The following is a 19,369-nucleotide window of genomic DNA, read 5'->3' as shown; positions in this document are numbered from 1 at the left end:
TAGGATGGACAATTTTACAGATGAAAAAAAGTTGATTTTAGAGATAATGAACGGAGAAATAGATAAATTCTCAATTATAATCGATCAGTATCAGAACAGAATATTTAGTTATTTTATTAAAATGGGCATGAATTATAGTGATGCACAGGAACTTACCCAAGAAACTTTCTTCAAGGCATACACAAAACTTGATCAACATAATTTATCGAAAAAGTTTTCAACATGGCTTTTTAGTATTGCTATCAATTTAATGAGGGATTTTCAAAGAAAACAAAAGTGGATGCTAAAACTTCCTTTTGCCGTGAATGAAAACGTAGCAGATTACAGGACACCGGAAAGTGAATTTATATATGAGGATCAAAAAAAATCCATAATGAATTTATTGAATGTTTTGCCCATGAAAAAAAAACAAATACTGATACTTCGTTATCTGGGTGAACTCAGTTATCAAGAGATTGCTGACATATTGCAAATATCTTCAATGAAAGTAAGAAATGAATTATTTAGTGCTAAAAAGAAGCTTCGTTCAACAATTCAGGAAAAAGGAGATGATTTAAATGAAATGCTTAGAAACTTCGGAGATTGAAAATTTAATTTTTGAAGAGGATAATAGTCTCCAAAAACTCCATATTGAAACATGCCTTCACTGCACACAAGTTTATCAACGAGTTCTTAATGAGCATCGTGATCTACGTTATTTATTTAGTGTGGAGAGCCCCAAAGAACAAATAAATGAAAACGTTATGCATTCCATTTATAATCATGTTAGAACGAAGGATCCAATTCGTCAAAAAAAGGGATGGAAAAAACAAAGGTTATTGGCTGTGTTCACATCAGTCATATTAATTATTGGGTCATTCCTCTATATATCTGGGCCAACTATTGCTGACACGTTTAAATCACTTTTATCAGGGGGCACAACTGACATTGGATTGTTAGATGCAAAAAATTATGGAACTATTCTGGATCCTGGCGTGTTAGTCGTAGATCATGGTTATACCTTAAAAATAAACGAAGTTAGTGCAGACGGCGGACGTATGGTAATGGCTCTTCAGCTTATTAATTCTAATGGTTTAAGTTCAGAAGGTATGCTGAAATTAGGTGAAGAAAACCGCATATATGTTCAAGATGAGAAAGGAAATATATTAGGTGAGTTTAGCAATGTAGGCAAAACCAACGATTACTACCAGTTATCTGTGATATTTCCTAACATTATTGAATCAGAAAGCATTAAGGTAGTTGGTGAAATTAATCATCTTGGAGGTACGGTCAGTAATCAAAAAACGATACAGGGAGATTGGAATTTCAATTTTGCGTTGGATTTAAATAAAGCTAATCAGATATCCACTGTAAAAGAAATTAATCAGTCCTATATTGTTCCTAACACAAATATTACTGTTCAGATGAATAGGTTAATTCAAACCCCTTCATCAACGAGACTAGAGATGGAAACCACTTCGACCTCCCATAGATTAAAAGTTGGAAGTCTTATGTTTCACTTTGAAGATGATACTGGAAATGAAATCCATAGTGTAGGAAGTACCAAGGGTGGGCATAAGCAGGGATTGCTAGAAGTACATCATTATACTGACCCCCAAGATGAAAAAATCACACATTGGTCTTACTCCTTTATAAATATTCCAGATGACGCTGTTTTTGTATTTGATGGTCTTTCACTATTGGAGGAAGATGGTTCTTCGATTGTTTTTAATACAAATGAATTGAGACAAAACAGAATAACGTTCAAAGGAAAAAACAACGAAGATCAGATTCATTTAAATGATGTCACTATATCCACTGAGGGAGGGGATAAAAACAGTCAAACTATAATTAAAATTAATGGCTTTAGCAACAGTAACTTTATAAATGATCAATGGTTTATTCAGCCTATTGGTGACATAAAGAAATATCCAGTTCAATTCAGAGGTGGCTTATCTCCTTCAGGAAATGGGACTGAGATTAGTGATAATTCTGAATTTGTTATAGAGGGACTTCCGCATATTGAAGGAGAATTTAAGGTAGTCCGGACATTAATGGAAAGAATATATACTTCTGTTGATTGGAAAATAGATTTAAATGAAAAATAACTTAGTGATAGTCGGATATTTAGTAACGACGGTATTCATTCAGTTACCAAAGCATTGCGGTATTGACTTTAACGAACAGCAACAAAAGAAACCCTACCTACCACTTCAAAAGAAGAAGGCGAACGGATCCTCCGTTTGGCCTTCTTCTTTTGAGGTGGGGTGAATTTCAATTAGTGCCATAAAGTATGATTTTTGGGACACTTTAGAATCCCTATGTTTCTACGTTCAAAACCATTAAAATGACTTTAGGAATGTTCCAAGATATTTAATCACTTTTTGAAACGACAAGATGGGAGTGGGACTGTTGAAACTGGCATATGGTCGAGTATCTACGAGGGACAAAAATTCGGAAAGGCAGCTCGTCAAATTTCGGGAGCTGGGTGTAGAGGAACGGTACATATCTGTGGATAAGTTAAGCGGCAAGGATTTTGAGAGACCAAAGTATCAGGCCGTGCGTCTTCTGATCCGAAGGAATGTGTCATATGAAATCCCGTCCAACCTGACGGATGGGAAAAGGAATGTTGAAGTCAAGTTTGTATCGACTGAAGGGAAATTGGCTGGTGGGGTATAGGGTGTCCGAAGTATCGACTAGGTTAAGAAGGAGAAGTTGGAGATGAACTAGAGAAGTACTTGTGTACGAGGTAATGGGATTCTTCCCCGTGAGACAAGATATTCGGAAGAACCACCAGGAAATACGCAATGTAGTTAATAATGCAAAACCCTAAATAAAAATTCGTCTCGCTATGCTATAACCGGAAACGGTAGCTCAATCAAGACGAGAAGACAGCTAGGATATACCGCCCCCTTCCAGCGGAATTTTGAACAGCGCATTATGCAGGTCGAGCGATCTGCGATTCAGCGCGTCATAATCGGCATTGGTCTTCTCATTAATGATCGCGATCACCTTGGACAGCGTGTATTCAAAAGGGAGCTCCAGCAGCGGAAGCCCATACTTGTTCGCCAGATCAATCATGTTTTGCGGAATACGGTCAAAATAACGTTTCATTTTGATGCACAGGCCCGCGCAGTTGTTCTCGGCCAATTCATGAATGACCCGATTCTGCAGCTCCTCGCTATCTTTAAAAATATATCCGGTGGATAAGAGCAGCTCATTCGAAGCCAGCCAATCGAATACATCCGGATTTTCAATAATATTCACAATGGATATTTGGTGATTAATTCCTGCCGAACCTGCAACGAGTTTAATGCATTCGATCGCTTTGATCTGAAGGATGTCCCTGATGGTAAGCATTCTTAACACACACCTTTGTTTTTGTTCTCATTGTGCAATGTGCACAGTGAATATGCGATGTTTTAGTTTCGCTGTACAATGACCGGAGTGTAGCCCTGGATTACAATAAGGGTGTCAGGAGCGGTTCGTAACTTCAACTGTGATATAATTCACAAAATATCCTTTTGGCAGTGGAAAGTCATTCACCTGTTATATGTTCGACGTTTATATATTGGCTAATTTTGAATTCAGTATAGCTCTAAGGTCATTTATCCACAACTAAGGCATGGCCGATCCAAGGTGAATGAAACATTCAAAGGGATAGCCTGACAAAAGACAGCACTTATCCATTTGTAAGCTAAGGAGGCGATATAAAGGGAAGCTGCGGGAAGAAAACCAGTACTGAAGCTGTTTGTGTTGTAAGCGCAGCCATCTCTTGCGATGCGGGATTCCTTCAACAAATAAGAAGCTTGAAATTTCATGGAACGGTACACAGCATCTTTGATCGAATGGTGAACCTGAAGTGTCCGAACGGTGAATTATATACGATTGCCATTGACAGCGTGGACAACGCTCCGAATACGCTGATCACGGACATCGACAGCTTTTCGAAACAGGGGCTGGCGATTGGAGATCAGGTCTATGCGGAGGGAGAGCGGTTATACGTAGGGAAGAATGCAGCCGTTATGCTTCAGCAAGTCCATGTATGGCGGAGCAAGCTCCCATCCTATCCGGAAGACGAAGAAATCTTAAGAAACCATGTAGCTGCAGCCCAGTTATGGATTGAAGCTCATGGCAAGGCCGGCGGGATGAAGCGATCGGCAGAGACCGCAAATCCTTTGGATCAGGAAATGGAGAGATTGCTGAGAGAGCGCTCTGCGGGGCTTCTAGAAGCGTTATCCAAAGGCGAAGTCAGTCTTGCATTCATTTCGTAATTGCATGTTCATTGTAGCAGTCTTGGTACCGTTTACATAATCCCATAATCCGCAAACATCGTCTAAAATACGCAACCTATTTTGGAGTGGACAAAGATCTGAGCAGGTTATACTTTTAAGAATTCTTTCAGATCCGTTAGGGCAAGATATGATTTGGAACAACGTCTGGCAAGATGGAGCTGTTCCTATCACAATGTCGAAGGAGTGAGATGGATGGCTAATAAAAATGATCGTAATCAAAAGGTTGATTCTGACCGCGACACGACCAACATGGATATTGACGCTGGAGAAGCCTTAGGAACTGCAGGCGGTGGCGTCGTAGGTGCTGCCGTTGGTTCCATATTGGGTCCAATCGGCACGATTGCAGGTGGTATCGCAGGCGCAGCATTGGGTAACAAAGCTGGCGATGCTGCAGAGAATGACGACAACGATTCAAAATAAGCTGCGTTAGTACAACCATCTGCGCGAGTAAATTAAGCGGACCCGGGGATTCCCGCCTTCGATTATTTGTAGCTGCATGTTTAAAAGAACCGCGCTCCCGCGCGGTTCTTTTATAAGAGGGACCGTATGAAGAAAGATATGCGCTGCTATCATTGTTTTTAGTATTTTACTTAGCGGTTGTAGAATGCAACAGCGATACCTACTAATACGGAACAGAAAACCGGGACAGAGGTTCCTGAACGAGAAAATGATGTACCACAATTCACACCGCTTGATGAAAGTAACTATGAAGGCGCTCAAAAGGGGTCGATTATAGTAACCGTCAAATCACTTGAAGATAAAATGCTACTTGAAGAACGTAAGTTTTGGTATTATATTGCCTTGAATGAAGAAGAAGGAAAATGGAAGACAGAATGGCATCTGATAGCATCTGTAGTTGTAGCTGTATAGGCCCGCCTATGGTACGATATGAGGGATTGGCAAGCTAGTAAGCTAGCAAATCACCATGCAATCATAGACATCTGGATTGGGGATAACATCTTGAAGACGTTTAAGAAAGTTTACATAGAGATTACGAGTATTTGCAACTTGGCTTGCACGTTTTGTCCGCCGACGGAGCGCAAGGCCAACTTCATCAAGGTAGAGGATTTTGCGAGAAGATTGGACGAGATCAAGCCGCACACCCGTTATATTTATCTGCACGTGAAGGGGGAGCCGCTGCTCCATCCGAAGATCGACGAACTGCTGGATATCAGCCATGAAAAAGGATTCAAGGTCAACATCACGACCAACGGCACGTTGATCGCGAAGAACCGGCATAAGCTGCTGGGCAAGCCAGCGCTGAGACAGATGAACTTTTCCCTCCACAGCTTTGATGGACACGAAGGTTCAATGAACCGCGAGGGATACTTACGGGAGATTCTATCCTTTGTCCGTGCCGCAGAGGAGTTTAAGGTCATCTTTTCATTCCGTTTATGGAACCTGACGCAGGACAATGCAACCAATCTGGACAAGAGCCGAAATCGCCAGACGCTCGAAATATTGGAACAGGAATTTAATCTGGACTACCGAATCGAGGAGAGGGTTGAACCCGGCGGGGGCGTGAGGGTGGCGGATCACGTCTATCTGAACCAGGATTACGAGTTCCAGTGGCCAAGCCTGACAGCGCCGGAGGATGAAGGAAAAGGCTTCTGTCATGCGCTTCGCAGCCAGGCGGCCATTCTTGTGGACGGCACGGTTGTGCCATGCTGTCTGGATGGGGAAGGTGTCATCAACCTGGGGAATATTCATCAGAAATCCTTCTCGGACATCGTGGACGGGGAGCGGGCGAATAATCTCGTGGATGGCTTTTCGCGGCGGGAAGCCGTTGAGGAATTATGCAGAAAATGCGGGTATCGGCAGCGGTTTGGAGCTTAAACCAGAGAAGCGGAGGAAAATTCCGCTTCTTTTTTTGTACCAATCTGTGGTATCGTTATGTGTTATGACGTAAAGGAACGGCTTGTGGAGACTCTAAGAAGAGATGCCCCATGTTACGTGATGCGAAAAATATAGCTATTCACCATAAAGGAGATTCCATGACATTTCAAGATTTAAATATATCCCCTGTAATTCTTAAGGCTTTAGCGAAGGAGAATTACAAGGAGCCAACGCCGATCCAGGCTCAGGCGATCCCGGCTGTGCTGGCCGGCAGAGACTTGCTGGGCTGTGCCCAGACCGGAACAGGGAAAACAGCCGCTTTTTCGGTACCCATGATCCAGTTATTGAACGAACAACCCCCTAAACCGGGCATGGCGCGACGCATTCGTGCATTGGTATTGTCGCCGACCCGGGAGCTTGCCCTGCAAATTTCGGATAACGTCAAGGCCTACAGCCAGTTCACGAAATTGCGTTCTACCGCTATTGTTGGCGGCGTTTCGCAGAAGACGCAGGAACGGGCGCTCCAGCAAGGTGCGGACATCCTGATTGCGACCCCGGGCCGACTGCTGGATCTCATGAATCAGAAGCGTATCGATCTGCAGCATGTGGAGATTCTGGTGCTGGATGAGGCTGACCGTATGCTGGATATGGGTTTTATCCATGACGTGAAACGTATTATCTCCAAAATGCCGAGCAAAAAGCAAACGCTCTTCTTCTCGGCCACGATGCCTGCGGAGATCACCCAGCTTGTAAAAACATTGCTGCAGAATCCCGTAAAAGTTGAGATCACACCGGTATCTTCTACGGCTGAACGAATCAAGCAATCGGTGTATCTGCTGGAAACCGGGAATAAACAGAAGCAATTGAATGAGCTGATGAAGGATCCATCCATCGTGTCCGCATTGGTCTTTACTCGTACGAAGCGCGGCGCTGACCGAGTTGTGCGCGATCTGACCAAGGTGAATATTACGGCACAAGCCATTCACGGCAACAAATCCCAGGTCAGCCGCCAGACGGCATTGAAGAATTTCAAGAGCGGGGAGACCCGGGTGTTGGTGGCGACGGATATCGCCGCCAGAGGCATCGACATTGACGAATTGTCGCATGTCATTAACTTTAATCTTCCTAATATCCCGGAAACGTACGTTCACCGGATTGGCCGCACAGGGCGTGCGGGCCTTAGTGGGACGGCGATTTCGTTCTGCGAAGTGGACGAGATTCCTTTTCTCCGCGATATTGAAAAACTCATCGGAAAGTCCATTCCCGAGGTTAAAGATCATGACTTTCCGATGTCGAGTTCATTAAGATCCGCCAAGGTGGACCGTTCCCCGAAATCGGGCTCGGCAAGACCGGGCAATGCCAAGTCGGCGGCGGCCAGACCTGCTAAGCCCAAGGGTGATGCAGCCCGCAAACCGAAGGCCGACACGGCACGCAAGCCGAAGCCGGACGCAGTGCGCCATTCGAGCACGGATACCGCGCGTAAACCCAAGGTGGACGCAGTTAGTAATCCGTATTCAGAGATGGCACGTAAGCTAAAGGCGGAAGTAACGAATAAGCCCAAGGATGGCCAAGCCCGTAAACGCAGGTCTGAAGGATTCAATAAAGGCAGCAAGGCAGGCAGAACCTCGTAAGAGGAGTTGACGATTAACGGATGAGTTTATGCAGGCGTTCCCGCTATTCCACAATCATCCTAAACAGAAGAACAAGAAGCACCCGTTCCCTTCATTGAAGTGGACGGGTGCTTTTTTATTCGAAATGGTATGTATTACGCATTCTTTCTTCCCACAAGAAACAGGAACAACGGAATTCTGAGCCTGCGCTCATAGGTTTCGTCGTTCGTAAAATTCTCTCGCACCGGCTTGGACTCCCGAAGCTGTTCGACGATAAAGCCGGCTTTCTGCATCGCTCGGAAGTAAGCCTCGACGGTACGATGGTATTTATGAACGGTGCCGCCTAGCCATTGTTGTTCGCGGTAGCCCTCGTTAAAGTAATGGTCCACCACCCAGTTGGTTCTTGTGCCCGATGGCTGAAGCGTGGAGGTGATGACGGGGTGCTCGACGGAGAAGATCACCCGGCCGCTTGGCTTCAAGGTCTGATGAATGCAGCGGAAGACATGCTCAATATCCTGAAGGTAATGAATGGCAAGTCTGGACAGCACCAGATCGTAGGCATCTGGCGGGTACGTATAATCCTCTATCATCGTGTGCACTACGGTACCGTTGCTGTAAGCTGCAAGTGAACTGGAGGCGGCTTCGAACATATTGCGGGAACCCTCGATGCCGACATAAGTGGAACAGCCCTTATCCAGCAGCTCGGCGCCATACCCGGCATCTCCGCACCCGAGGTCCAAAATATGCTGATCGGAGATATCCCCGAGCAGCTGCGAGATGACGGGCTTCTCTAACGTATCGTTGGCGTTCTCCTGCCATTGCCTCCGCAACATGTACTTCTCGAAGTTACTTTCGTTATCGTAAAACTCTGATCCGCGATAGCTCATAAGTACCTCCTTCAAAATATCTTCCTGGATCTACCATGGTGTATGGTAACATATCGGAGGGTGGTATAAACCATATTCCGGGAAAAAAGTTAAGAGCGAAGCGACTAACAAGTTAGAGTAAACACGCGCATTCCATGTTGACTTTAGACTAACACGCGTCATAGAATCTGATAAGAACACAATTACGAGTAAGCTTCATGATCGAAAAAATGACAGATAGCGAGAGTGAATGATGAAAATTCAAAAGATAAAGAATAGAAGCGTTTTGTTTACCAACCATATCCCCTCGGGATGGGATTTAAATGTCCAGCTTATTATGGGAGACCGGAATAATTACATCATTGATACGGGTCTGGGATCTTTGAACATCGAACCAGTTAAAGAATACATAAAGCACGACCACAAGCCCATCATTGTGATCAATACACATCATCATTGGGATCATATATGGGGGAATGGTTCGTTCCGGGACTGCACCATCGTATCTCACAAGCTATGCAGGGACATGATGGATTCCGGCTGGGAAGACATGATCCAGAAAAACAAGAGATTCATTGAGGGTGAAGCAGAATTGGTCCTTCCCAATCTGACATTCGATAACGAATTATATTTCCCTAAGGACCATATACGAATCATGTATACGCCAGGACATACTGTGGATTCCATAAGTGTACTGGATGAAGCGGACAAGGTGATCCATGTTGGCGATAACGTCGGAGACTCCATGGATGAGATCATCCCAAGCCTAAACGTAGACAAGGAAATTTATATTCGGACACTGCTGAACTATAAAGAAATGGATTTTGACACTTGTATATCGGGTCATAATACCGTTTTGGATCAGCAGATCATAGAACAGATATTGAGCAAGCTTTAGGAAAACCGGGCAGCTCTGCAGTGCACTAGTAAATAACCGAGTGAGAAAAAGGGGGGAATCCCTCGTTATCACTCGGTTTTCTAGTATCCGTCAATGCGTTTGGATTTTGATTGTCGGTTGCCTCACCGCGTCCGGGTATGAAGATCGCGCGGATAAAGCTGTTCGGAAGCAGGCGGATGAAGCTTGGCATCGAATGATTCCTCCTATCGGAAACTTGGGTTGGGCCGATTGTGAGATAAACCGAATTTATTGCCCGCCTTTTTTAACCGTAGAGAGTTCGCCTTATGTTGGATGATGGTGACCTCAATCTGACCGGTCATGCAGCCATGAGCCTTATCAAGGGTTCACAAGGATTAATGGGTTAAGGAGGTGCCAATTCCATGAAAAAAATATACGTCGTGCGGCATTGCCAAGCGGAGGGACAAGCTGCGGATGCTCCGTTAACCAGGGAGGGGGTCCGGCAATCGCATGCGCTTGCGGAATTTCTGTCCGACAAAGGGATAGACCATATGGTTTCGAGCACTTATCGCAGAGCCTATGACACCATATCGCCTTTGGCGGATCGCATGGGCATACAGATTAAACGGGACGAGAGGCTAATGGAGAGAGTTCTATCGGGCAAGAACGTTCCTGCATGGCGCGAGATGCTGCGCAGAACCTATGATGATATGGACCTGTGTTATGAGGGCGGAGAATCCAGCAACAGGGCGATGAATCGTGCGGTTCGTGTAGTGGAGGAGATATTGCAGAGTCCCAGCCAAAATGCCGTCATCGTGTCACATGGCAATCTGATCTCGCTCCTGTTGAAGTATTACGATAACCGAATCGGTTTCCGAGAGTGGGAGGCTCTGTCCAACCCTGACGTGTACCAGCTTAGCTTCCAACAATCAGATGTTCCGGATATACACCGAATATGGAGCCCTTAACGGCAGGCACGAAGCCATGTATGTAAAAAAGAATTCATAAGCATTTATTCCCTATATTTGGCGGCACGCCTTCCTCTATAATGGAATTGCACAGGTATAGCAGCGCGTGAATCCTAAAGATCAGACTTCATATAACAAAGGTGAAGCGCATTGTGGACGAGCTGTATATGTGTATGGGTTCGCAAGATCATTAGAGAGATTATGAAATAAAGGGGATATGAATCATGGCCAAAACCAAACGGGGCCGCGCACTATGGAACATGCCATCACGCGGTCGCGGCACATGCCCGGTATGCAGCACTTCGCGCATTAAGCTGCTCTACGTTGCCAACAAGTCTGACGGCACGGCGCTTAAGGTATGCAAGAGATGCCAAAATGCCGATCAGAGCAGAGTAGACGCGGCGGTTGTGTAAGCTGGGACGCAGCGATTAGTCGCAGTGTGCATATCAGGCCGAGCGCCGAGTAACAACTGGAGTCATTAGAAACCCGTTCCTTCGATAGAAGGGCGGGTTTCTTAGTTTTGCTATTGAAGCCTATTTATCATGGATAGGTTTACATTTTATTCCTCATGGTTTAACATCTAATTTAATGATTGATAAATTAGATGTTTGTTAAATTATTTAGGGAGCTGAGGATTGGCTATGCAATTGGACAAAGTGGTCAGTTATCATAAAGCGCTGGCGGACCCGACCCGAATCAAGATGCTCATCCTGCTTGCCGAAGGGGAGTTGAACGGACAGCTTCTGGCTGAGAAGATTGGCGTCACACCGGCGACGATCACCCATCATGCTGCCAAGCTGCGGGAAGCGAGTCTCATTAATGAGCGCAGGGACAAGAACACGATCTTTTTTTCGCTGAATGATTATTTTATTAGAAATACCGCGACGGCGACGGAAAACCTGATCTATCAAAGAGTACGTTCAACTGGCGGCTCGGAGCGCGTGTTGGATGAGGATCAACGGATGAAGGATTCCGTTATGAAGAGCTTTTTCACTTCCGATGGGAAATTGAAGAGTATTCCTGCCCAGCTGAAGAAGAAACTCATCGTGCTCACGCATATGGTATCTCAGCTTGAAAAGGAACGAAAGTACAGCGAGAAGGAGATCAATGAGTTCATTAAGGGCTATCATGAGGATTTTGCGACCCTTCGCCGAGAGTTCATCATGCACCATTTCATGTTCAGGAATGACGGGGTGTATGTGCTGAATCCGCAAGAAATGTGGGCAAGGTGGAAGGATTTATCGTGACCACGGTTGGCATATTGGGAGTGACCCATGACGAGGGGCTGAGGCAGAAGTACAACTTGACCCTGGATGTCATTAAGGAGCTCATTCTTGAGTTCGAACCGGATGTTATTTGTGGAGAGGTCCTTCCGAGCAGTTGGAAGCAGTACCAGCAGGACAGATCCCATCGTGGATACTGGGGTGAGCCAGCCAGCGAGTATTGGGATTTGATCTTTCCGTTATGCGAAGAGAAGAAATATGAGTTCGTGCCGATCGATTGGGTAGAGCTTGCTTGATGTGTGGAACGATTTTGACCCTTTTCACGGTTACGGCGAGCTACAAAAGCAGCAGTTAAATGCCGAGCTGGATGAGTGGTTTGAGCGGCAGCTGTCGACTTGGGCATCGGGTCCGATTCCTCTAAATTCAGCAGCGTACGATCGGGTTACGAAGGAGAAGTATGAATGGCTGGAGCGAATCAATCCGCAGGCCCATCTACTCAGGTGGGTATGCCGGCATCTGATCATGAATCAGCGAATCAAGAATGCTATTGGGCAGCATGCGGGAAAACGGCTATTATGTATTGTAGGCGCAGACCATAATCATGCGCTGTATGAAGGGCTGGCCCCGGTAAAGGATATCCAGCTGGTATATCCGCTGAGGTAAGGCGCGGCCAGTGCAAGTCCCTTAGGGGGTCTTGCAGGCTCCAAAGGCGCGCTCGCGGCTCGCGCAAGTCCCATAAAGGGACTTGCAGCTCCGAAAAGAGGCGCTCGAGCCAGCAAAACAACAAGAGTCAAGGAGCTGTTTACCGCTTGGGGGCAACTTCATAGAGAAAGGAATCGAGCTAGGCTGCGCATGTGACGACTCGGCGTCAGGGGATATTGGGATCGCTGTCTGTGACCATTGGGCCGGGCCAAATGTGCCATATGATGCGGATCTATGGAAACTTTACCAAAAATGGTACAAGTCTATTATAGGTTCTAACAAATTTGTTACATCCTACTTGCGCTATGACGATATTATAGAATAATATGAAAGAGCGCGGCTTTCATAGTGGAAAACCCGCGCTTTTTTGCTATCTAACTTGCCTGAGTACCTCCTTATCGGAAGCCCCCCCTTTAAGAGAGTGTAATGACGAGTAAGGCCGGCATGCCTTAAGTTCGACAGGCTTGAGATGCGCATTTTTATACTTTCCATGTATAATAGAAGAAATCATTCAAATAGGAGCTAGGAAATGAAAAAGCTAGGAAGAAACGATCTATGTCACTGCGGAAGCGGCAAAAAGTACAAAAGATGTTGTCTTGAAAGAGATGAACGTACGGTTTACGGTAAAGTCATCCAGTTCCCTGGTGCGAAAGCAGCAGAGCCTAAGCTACAGGTCGATCAATTGCAGCAGATGATTAACGACAAGCTGGGATGGATGGATTGGAACGACGATGAGCATCGCGAGCTTGCAGAGTCCGTGTTTCCTCAGATTTGCAAGGATTACGAATTGCAGGATGAGCAGCAGCTGTTTCAAGTGTTCAGTCTCTTGATGGTCTGGAACAGCTTCTCCAGAGAAGCCAATCCGAAGTACCGCAAACAGGGCGGATATGCAAGTGCGTTAGAATATATAGTAACCTCATCGCTGAACATTTCAACGACGAAGGCTGATATTGCGAAGAAGCACGAGGTTTCCGTCGCCACGTTGACGCGCAACAGCGGTCAGATTCAAGACTTTATGGATGGAGTAGCGGCATCCGGTGACGACGCGAACGTCGACGATGAAGAATCCGATGGGGAAGACAAGGACTTGTCCTTGGGACACTAGAATTCGCTTAAAATGAAATCGAATTGAATGCGGATTCCTCGCATTCCGGTATATAGCTGTGGTCGCTCCAATGGGAGCGGCCACTTTGCGTTGAATAAGCCAAGCTGATCACATGAAGGCACTGGATATTACAATCTGATCACCTATGGTGGATTCGAGTGAGCAGCACAACCTTACCCCCTGCGTGCCCCTGTCAGCATCCAGCCCAGGGCAAGGCCATACGCCAGATGCCCGGTCAGCCAGAACGCCAGGGCGGCGAGGTCGGACAACGCCGGTGTGCGAACAGACAACGCCGTGGTGGGGAACAGAAGAAGTCCAACGGCAAGACAGACCAGGATAACAAAAGACATGCTGCGTTTACGAGACCATGCTTTTTGCTGCAGGAAGAGGGTTAGAGCCATGCTCAGCAGGACGGAGATTAGAAGGTGCAGCATAAACTCGGTGAGATCGGATAGCTGCAGTTCCTTCAGGACAGGCACGTAATCAACGTTCAGGAGCAGCGTGTAGACTTTGTATGAGGTGAAATGCTCTACCATATTCAAGATCAGTCCAAGGATGATACCGGCGGCAATGCCTGCCCAGACCGATTGGGTAAACCTGTACTTACGCCACATGAGCGACATTCCCCCTTTAGTTGCCATTGTATAACACTCGTCTATTGGAGTGAAACGAATCTTCACAGTAGAATAAGAGCGAAGCTGACTACGCGGGGAAGGGCAATGAACATAATCAGATAACCTAATATACTAGCCTGGTCGCCAACACCACTATCTCACGAGTAACCCTGGTTCGTGCCGCTGTCCTCGACTTATTATCGGACTCTAGATCCGCTATTTGCCTCAATTGTGCCCGTTTTTTGAATTTTGCGGACTCAGGATCCCTTATTACCTCATAAAACAGCTAATGTACCGACTCATATCACAAATAACGCATCTCATGTCCGTTAATCTCAAAAGTAACACTTTTCTAGCAAAATAACGTATCCTCTGTCCGTTAGCGCAAGAGCAGCATGCCCATGCCCACCACCGCCATCAAACCACCATCAAACAACCACCATAACCATAACCATAACCATAACCATGAATAACCACCATCACACTACCACCATTACAGCGCAGCAGGATTTCTTCAGATGATCCACGGCGTTACGGACGTGAAGCCATCCCGAATGGGCGTTAGCTCTGCTGCGCCAATACCACTATTTCACGACACTATTTCACGAGTAACCTTGGCTCTTGGCGATGTCTTCGACATATTAAAGGACATCAGATCCGCTATTTGCCTCATTTAGTTCCTTTTTTGAATCTAACGGACTCAGGATTCCTTATTACCTCATAAAACAGCTAATTTACCGACTCATATCACAAATAACGCATCTCATGTCCGTTAATCTCAAAAGTAACACTTTTCTAGGAAAATAACGTATCCTCTGTCCGTTAGCCCCAAGAGCAGCATGCCCACAACAATCACAACCATCATAACCATCATAACCATCACAAACCCCCGGTATTATCGTAGATCCAGGTGAGTTGATTGTGCCCATAACCACACCTATAACCATCACAAACCCCCGGAGTATTACCGTAGACCCAGGTGAGTTGATTGTGCCCACACCCACACCCATAACCATCACGACTACCACCATTTCAGCACAGCGAAATTTCTTAAGACTGCGTTACGAGGTGCAGCCATCCCGAATGGGTTTAACAGCTTTCGATTGGTTCGTCATCAATAGGCTCCTCTTCAAATCATGTATTTGAATTGCTCGGATGTACTCATTATGGGGATATGCCTTTGAAGCGTCTGTGTTTCAGTGTATCGAGATCAGTTTTTATGCGAACATGGCTATTCTGGTACGATGCGGTGTCCTAACATTGACTCCGTTTCTTCCCTTGGCCCTGGTGCAGATTATCTATCCACAATCCTTCGCTAAATCGCTCAACAACGAGGTCACCCGATTGCACAGGTTCGTGCATAAGAATTTCGTTAACCAACGGTTAACGTTTGACACCATCCAAAAACCTATGTACAGTAATAGACAAAAGAATAGGAAGTCCACTAGGGGAGCCGTTGGCGGCTGAGACAAGAGTGTATCTTGGACCCTTTGAACCTGATCTAGTTCGTACTAGCGTAGGAAAGTGGAGCCTTCGTATATAAGGCCTCGGTATGTTTTTCTATCGTACCCGGGCTTGTTGACGAAGCCGCTCCAGTTTTCGGGGGCGGCTTTTTAGCGTTGCCTTGAAGGCTGTGTGCGTAACCGGACTTCCTGCTTTTCAATTCATGAGAGGTGGGGATAAGTATGAGTTTCACGCAAGAGCTTCGCAGGCAGTCGGATGGCATTTTTCAAGCGATTTTTGATCATCCCTTTGTGAGAGGGATTGCTGCCGGAACATTATCGAGGGAACAACTGATTCACTATGTGAAGCAGGATTTTGAGTATTTGAACGCCTACATGCGGATTTATGGCATTGCCATATCCAAATCTACCAGCAGGAATGAGATTGCGACTTTTAATGAACAGATTTCTTTTATTCTGAACAGCGAGATTCATCCGCATCAGAACTTTTGCGCTGCCGCAGGGGTGACCTACGAGGAGCTTCAGGGGTATCCGCTTGCGCCGTCCGCGCATCATTATATCCGTCACATGTTGACGGTGGCGCATGAGGGCAGTCTTGGCGAGATTATGGCAGTGCTGCTGCCATGTCCCTGGACGTATCTGGAGATTGGCTGCAAGCTGCTGGATGAAGTGAAGCCGGATGAATCTCACCCGTTCTATGACTGGATTTATTTTTACGGCAACCGCGGGGAAGAGGCGACGGCGAAGTTTTGTAACGGTGTCGACCTGTGGGCGGAAAGCGCCACAGCGGCGGAGCGGGAGCGGATGACGGAGCATTTTATGCTGAGCTGCCAGTTGGAGTACATGTTCTGGGACATGGCTTACAAGCAGGAGGAGTGGCCGGTGCAGATGCAGGCTGCGGTGCTGTAAAGAGTAGTGTCTGTAACGATCTAGCATAGATAAGAGAGGCTGATTTCATATGAATATATGGGAAAAAGAGGTTTCGGCGCTTTTGAGCAAGGTACAGCAGACGAGCCCCCTCGTTCACAATATGACAAACGTGGTGGTTACGAATTTTACGGCTAACGGCTTGTACGCGCTGGGCGCGTCGCCGGTAATGGCATATGCGCCGGAGGAAGTGGCGGATATGGCTGCCATCGCGGGTGCCGTGGTGCTAAACATCGGCACGCTGAACCGCGAGCTGGTAGACGCGATGATTACCGCCGGGCTATCGGCGAATGCCCATGGCGTACCGCTCCTATTGGACCCGGTCGGTGCGGGCGCGACCCGCTTTCGGACGGAGTCGGCGCAGCGGATCCTGCGCGAAGTGAAGGTTTCGCTGGTGCGCGGGAATGCGGCTGAAGTGGCTCACCTTGTTGGGGAGGCCCGCGAGATCAAGGGTGTTGATGCAGAGAGCAGCGGAGATATCGGCAATGCCGAGCTTGCGGTGCGGGCTGCGCGGGAGCTGGACACCCTGGTGGTGATCACGGGTAAAGAAGACGTGATCACCGACGGGACTGATGTTCGCATCATTACCGGCGGCCATGCGCTGCTCACAAAGGTCACCGGAGCAGGTTGCCTGCTGACCTCGGTGCTGGGTGCTTTTGCCGCAGTTGAATCCAACCTGCTGCTTGCAGGCACAGCGGGCCTCGCCTTCTATGGCGCAGCCGCCTCCCGGGCAGCGGAGCGTACGGCTGATCTTGGGCCGGGGAGCTTCCAGAACGCTTTTCTGGATGAGCTGTCCAAGCTTCATCCAGGTTCGCTGCAGGGTTACGCGGCCATCCGTGAAGCTGCTGCTGCAGGTGGTGCCCGATGACAGAGGTTCGCGTACCCCGGGCGTTGACCATTGCCGGATCGGACAGTGGAGGCGGTGCCGGAATCCAGGCGGACCTGAAAACCTTCCAGGAGCTCGGCGTGTACGGCATGTCGGCTATAACCGCCATTACCGTACAGAATACTTTGGGGGTTCACGGCGTCTATCCGCTGCCCCCGGAAGCTGCGGCGGAGCAGATCGAAGCGGTAGGCTCGGACCTTGGGGTAGACGCATTGAAGACCGGGATGCTGTTTAACGCTGAGATCATCCGTCTTGTTGCTGATCAGATCCAAAAATTTGGCTGGGAGAAGGTTGTTGTTGATCCGGTGATGATTGCCAAGGGAGGCGCCGAGCTGCTGCAGAACGAAGCGGTGCTTGCAATGAAAGAGCACCTCCTGCCACTGGCGTTGGTGGTTACCCCTAACATCCCGGAGGCGGAAGTATTGGCAGGGATGCGCATTCGGACGATGGAGGACCGGCGAGAGGCTGCAAGGCGTATTTATGCGCTCGGTCCGAAGATCGTTGTTATTAAGGGCGGCCATGATGAGGGAGGACCTGACCGAGAAGATAGGGATCACGAAGAAGCACGGATATATGGCATCAGCGCAGGGGCGGATCGGGAAGAGAATTTAGAAAAACATTTGGAAGAACATTCGGAAGAACATTCGGACAAATACATGAAAGAGATTTTGGTAGAACACACAGAAGAGCAGATGGAAAAACACATGGACAAACACCAGGAGGATCACAAAAACAATCACAAAAACAATCACATAAACGATCACATAAACGATCACATGGAAGATATTTTGAAAGAGCACACGGAAAAGCACATAGAAGTGCATCTGGATGTTGTGAATCGTTCCTATGATCAAGCGAGAACAGCCATGCACCCGGAGAAGTATAGTCACATGAACTCCCCCATTTTCAAGGCTGTAGGAAATGATAGAGATCCTCAAGTCATCGATCTTATATATGATGGTGCTGCCTTCACGGAACTCAGCGGGAAGCGGGTGAATACCGTTCATACACACGGGACCGGCTGCACCTTCTCAGCAGCAATCGCTGCAGGCTTGGCTCAGGGCATGAGCGCATTCGATGCCATTCGAAGCGGGCGCTCATTCATTCAGGCGGCCATTGAAGACGGCTTGAACTTGGGGCAAGGACATGGGCCGACAAATCATTGGGCGTATCAACGTCGTCTGGGGGTGCTCCGATGACGGGGAGGATCGCACCCGAGATGATGAGACAGCATCTGCGAATGTACCTCGTACTCGGCAGTGTGAACTGCATCGCTGAACCGGAATGGGTTGTTCAGGAAGCCATGGTCGGCGGTGCGACCATGGTCCAGTTCCGGGAAAAAGGGCGAGCTGCGCTTACCGGCGAGCCAAGGATTCAGCTGGCACGCCGAATCCGGAATCTGTGCCGCCAGGCCGGTGTTCCGTTCATCGTCAATGACGATGTGGGGCTGGCTCTCAAGCTGAACGCCGACGGCGTGCACATCGGGCAGGACGACGAATCCGCAGCTTCTGTCCGTGAGCGGATCGGTAAGCGGATTCTTGGCGTCTCCGCGCATACAATAGAAGAAGCTCGCCGGGCGATCCACCACGGCGCCGATTACATCGGTGTCGGTCCGATCTATCCGACCGTCTCGAAGGAGGATGCCAAGCCGGTGCAGGGCCCAGGACTTCTGCGGGCCATGCGCGCAGCCGGAATCGATATGCCGATCGTTGGGATCGGCGGGATAACGGCAGAGAAGGCGGAAGAAGTGGTTGGAGCGGGAGCCGATGGTGTTGCCGTGATATCCGCCGTGACTGCTGCAGGGTCTGTTCGGGATGCAGCTGCCAGCATCAGAGCCAAGGCTGACGTTATCTAGAATTGAATCGGAGACGAGGCATTCCATTATTAAAGCGTAGTGTGGGTCGGCACAATCCACCGAAAGATGCAGATGTCATATTTTGACTAATGACAATGATATCCAAAATATGATAAAGTTTGTTTATTCCGTCTCCGACGGAATATCGTCCGTTCGGAGTGGACAATAAACGAAAAAACATCTG

At 47.6% G+C, this 19,369-nt stretch carries 21 protein-coding genes, 2 pseudogenes and 1 riboswitch; of the genes and pseudogenes, 19 read left to right on the top strand and 4 right to left on the bottom strand.

What is annotated here, in order from left to right:
• Nucleotides 1-4: 4 nt before the first annotated feature.
• The 3 genes from WDY75_RS25585 (at nucleotide 5) to WDY75_RS25575 (ending at nucleotide 2,658) form a co-directional block, all read left to right on the top strand.
• On the top strand, nucleotides 5-586 hold the full coding sequence (locus WDY75_RS25585; RefSeq protein WP_036640780.1) for an RNA polymerase sigma factor: 582 nt from the start codon (nucleotides 5-7) through the stop codon (nucleotides 584-586).
• The gene (locus WDY75_RS25580; protein ID WP_036640779.1) at nucleotides 558-2,087 is read left to right on the top strand and encodes a DUF4179 domain-containing protein; all 1,530 of its coding nucleotides are present in this window, start codon (nucleotides 558-560) and stop codon (nucleotides 2,085-2,087) included. Before WDY75_RS25585 ends, WDY75_RS25580 begins: the two co-directional genes overlap by 29 nt.
• A 304-nt stretch (nucleotides 2,088-2,391) precedes the next feature.
• The gene (locus WDY75_RS25575; protein ID WP_036640777.1) at nucleotides 2,392-2,658 is read left to right on the top strand and encodes a recombinase family protein; all 267 of its coding nucleotides are present in this window, start codon (nucleotides 2,392-2,394) and stop codon (nucleotides 2,656-2,658) included.
• A 222-nt stretch (nucleotides 2,659-2,880) separates the two neighbouring features.
• Here WDY75_RS25575 and WDY75_RS25570 read toward each other — a convergent pair.
• Nucleotides 2,881-3,339 (bottom strand): annotated as a pseudogene (locus WDY75_RS25570) (PucR family transcriptional regulator ligand-binding domain-containing protein); the annotation flags it as partial.
• A 449-nt stretch (nucleotides 3,340-3,788) separates the two neighbouring features.
• On the opposite strand from WDY75_RS25570, the gene WDY75_RS25565 reads away from it, so the two are divergent.
• The 4 genes from WDY75_RS25565 (at nucleotide 3,789) to WDY75_RS25550 (ending at nucleotide 7,741) form a co-directional block, all read left to right on the top strand.
• Nucleotides 3,789-4,253, top strand: a complete 465-nt coding sequence (locus WDY75_RS25565) for a hypothetical protein (protein WP_063478680.1) — start codon at nucleotides 3,789-3,791, stop codon at nucleotides 4,251-4,253.
• 213 nt (nucleotides 4,254-4,466) lie between these two features.
• Nucleotides 4,467-4,694: a glycine zipper domain-containing protein gene (locus WDY75_RS25560; protein ID WP_006208412.1), complete on the top strand. Its 228-nt coding sequence runs from the start codon at nucleotides 4,467-4,469 to the stop codon at nucleotides 4,692-4,694.
• Nucleotides 4,695-5,234: 540 nt separating this feature from the next.
• Entirely contained in the window at nucleotides 5,235-6,110 is an 876-nt protein-coding gene (locus WDY75_RS25555; protein ID WP_063478681.1) for a radical SAM/SPASM domain-containing protein, read from the top strand.
• 158 nt (nucleotides 6,111-6,268) lie between these two features.
• Nucleotides 6,269-7,741, top strand: a complete 1,473-nt coding sequence (locus WDY75_RS25550) for a DEAD/DEAH box helicase (protein ID WP_040680304.1) — start codon at nucleotides 6,269-6,271, stop codon at nucleotides 7,739-7,741.
• A gap of 134 nt (nucleotides 7,742-7,875) precedes the next feature.
• Here WDY75_RS25550 and WDY75_RS25545 read toward each other — a convergent pair whose 3' ends face one another.
• Nucleotides 7,876-8,607, bottom strand: a complete 732-nt coding sequence (locus WDY75_RS25545) for a class I SAM-dependent methyltransferase (protein WP_063478682.1) — start codon at nucleotides 8,605-8,607, stop codon at nucleotides 7,876-7,878.
• 361 nt (nucleotides 8,608-8,968) lie between these two features.
• Here WDY75_RS25545 and WDY75_RS25540 point away from each other — a divergent pair, with 361 nt between their 5' ends.
• Nucleotides 8,969-9,484, top strand: coding sequence for an MBL fold metallo-hydrolase (locus WDY75_RS25540; RefSeq protein ID WP_338841172.1), 516 nt, complete (start codon nucleotides 8,969-8,971; stop codon nucleotides 9,482-9,484).
• 25 nt (nucleotides 9,485-9,509) lie between these two features.
• Here the strand turns inward: WDY75_RS25540 and WDY75_RS25535 are convergent, their stop codons facing one another.
• Nucleotides 9,510-9,674, bottom strand: coding sequence for a hypothetical protein (locus tag WDY75_RS25535; protein ID WP_156515044.1), 165 nt, complete (start codon nucleotides 9,672-9,674; stop codon nucleotides 9,510-9,512).
• 190 nt (nucleotides 9,675-9,864) lie between these two features.
• Here WDY75_RS25535 and WDY75_RS25530 point away from each other — a divergent pair, with 190 nt between their 5' ends.
• From WDY75_RS25530 to WDY75_RS25505, 6 genes are all read left to right on the top strand, one after another.
• Nucleotides 9,865-10,410, top strand: a complete 546-nt coding sequence (locus tag WDY75_RS25530; RefSeq protein ID WP_063478684.1) for a histidine phosphatase family protein — start codon at nucleotides 9,865-9,867, stop codon at nucleotides 10,408-10,410.
• Nucleotides 10,411-10,634: 224 nt separating this feature from the next.
• A complete protein-coding gene (locus WDY75_RS25525) occupies nucleotides 10,635-10,823 on the top strand; it encodes a hypothetical protein (RefSeq protein WP_009593181.1) in 189 nt (62 codons plus the stop codon).
• A gap of 228 nt (nucleotides 10,824-11,051) precedes the next feature.
• Entirely contained in the window at nucleotides 11,052-11,657 is a 606-nt protein-coding gene (locus tag WDY75_RS25520; protein ID WP_006208420.1) for a metalloregulator ArsR/SmtB family transcription factor, read from the top strand.
• Complete coding sequence (locus WDY75_RS25515; RefSeq protein WP_338841161.1) at nucleotides 11,654-11,929, top strand: hypothetical protein; 276 nt, start codon at nucleotides 11,654-11,656, stop codon at nucleotides 11,927-11,929. Before WDY75_RS25520 ends, WDY75_RS25515 begins: the two co-directional genes overlap by 4 nt.
• 1 nt (nucleotide 11,930) lies before the next feature.
• A complete protein-coding gene (locus WDY75_RS25510; protein WP_338841159.1) occupies nucleotides 11,931-12,296 on the top strand; it encodes a hypothetical protein in 366 nt (121 codons plus the stop codon).
• A gap of 568 nt (nucleotides 12,297-12,864) precedes the next feature.
• Nucleotides 12,865-13,440 (top strand): YecA family protein, encoded by a 576-nt coding sequence (locus WDY75_RS25505; protein WP_063478686.1) that lies wholly within the window; start codon nucleotides 12,865-12,867, stop codon nucleotides 13,438-13,440.
• A gap of 173 nt (nucleotides 13,441-13,613) precedes the next feature.
• Here WDY75_RS25505 and WDY75_RS25500 read toward each other — a convergent pair whose 3' ends face one another.
• Nucleotides 13,614-14,054 carry a hypothetical protein gene (locus WDY75_RS25500; RefSeq protein WP_063478687.1) on the bottom strand — a complete coding sequence of 147 codons (441 nt, stop codon included), beginning with the start codon at nucleotides 14,052-14,054 and terminating at the stop codon, nucleotides 13,614-13,616.
• 1,436 nt (nucleotides 14,055-15,490) lie between these two features.
• A riboswitch (TPP riboswitch) is annotated at nucleotides 15,491-15,594 on the top strand.
• 145 nt (nucleotides 15,595-15,739) lie between these two features.
• On the opposite strand from WDY75_RS25500, the gene tenA reads away from it, so the two are divergent.
• The 5 genes and pseudogenes from tenA to thiE all read left to right on the top strand — a co-directional run bounded on the left by tenA (nucleotide 15,740) and on the right by thiE (nucleotide 19,185).
• Nucleotides 15,740-16,426: a thiaminase II gene (tenA, locus tag WDY75_RS25495; RefSeq protein WP_063478688.1), complete on the top strand. Its 687-nt coding sequence runs from the start codon at nucleotides 15,740-15,742 to the stop codon at nucleotides 16,424-16,426.
• Nucleotides 16,427-16,475: 49 nt separating this feature from the next.
• Nucleotides 16,476-17,312, top strand: coding sequence for a hydroxyethylthiazole kinase (gene thiM, locus WDY75_RS25490; protein WP_063478689.1), 837 nt, complete (start codon nucleotides 16,476-16,478; stop codon nucleotides 17,310-17,312).
• Nucleotides 17,309-17,860: pseudogene (gene thiD / locus WDY75_RS25485) on the top strand (bifunctional hydroxymethylpyrimidine kinase/phosphomethylpyrimidine kinase); the annotation flags it as partial. The gene thiM and the pseudogene thiD, both read left to right, overlap by 4 nt.
• 126 nt (nucleotides 17,861-17,986) lie before the next feature.
• The gene (locus tag WDY75_RS30815) at nucleotides 17,987-18,529 is read left to right on the top strand and encodes a bifunctional hydroxymethylpyrimidine kinase/phosphomethylpyrimidine kinase (protein WP_409348341.1); all 543 of its coding nucleotides are present in this window, start codon (nucleotides 17,987-17,989) and stop codon (nucleotides 18,527-18,529) included.
• The gene (gene thiE, locus WDY75_RS25475; RefSeq protein WP_063478691.1) at nucleotides 18,526-19,185 is read left to right on the top strand and encodes a thiamine phosphate synthase; all 660 of its coding nucleotides are present in this window, start codon (nucleotides 18,526-18,528) and stop codon (nucleotides 19,183-19,185) included. The genes WDY75_RS30815 and thiE overlap by 4 nt, the downstream gene beginning before the upstream one ends.
• Nucleotides 19,186-19,369 lie beyond the last annotated feature (184 nt).

Source organism: Paenibacillus glucanolyticus, from assembly GCF_037333485.1.
Classification (GTDB): domain Bacteria; phylum Bacillota; class Bacilli; order Paenibacillales; family Paenibacillaceae; genus Paenibacillus_AQ; species Paenibacillus_AQ glucanolyticus.
The sequence above is the reverse complement of the archived record's forward strand: the minus strand, read 5'-3'. Positions and strand labels throughout refer to the sequence as shown.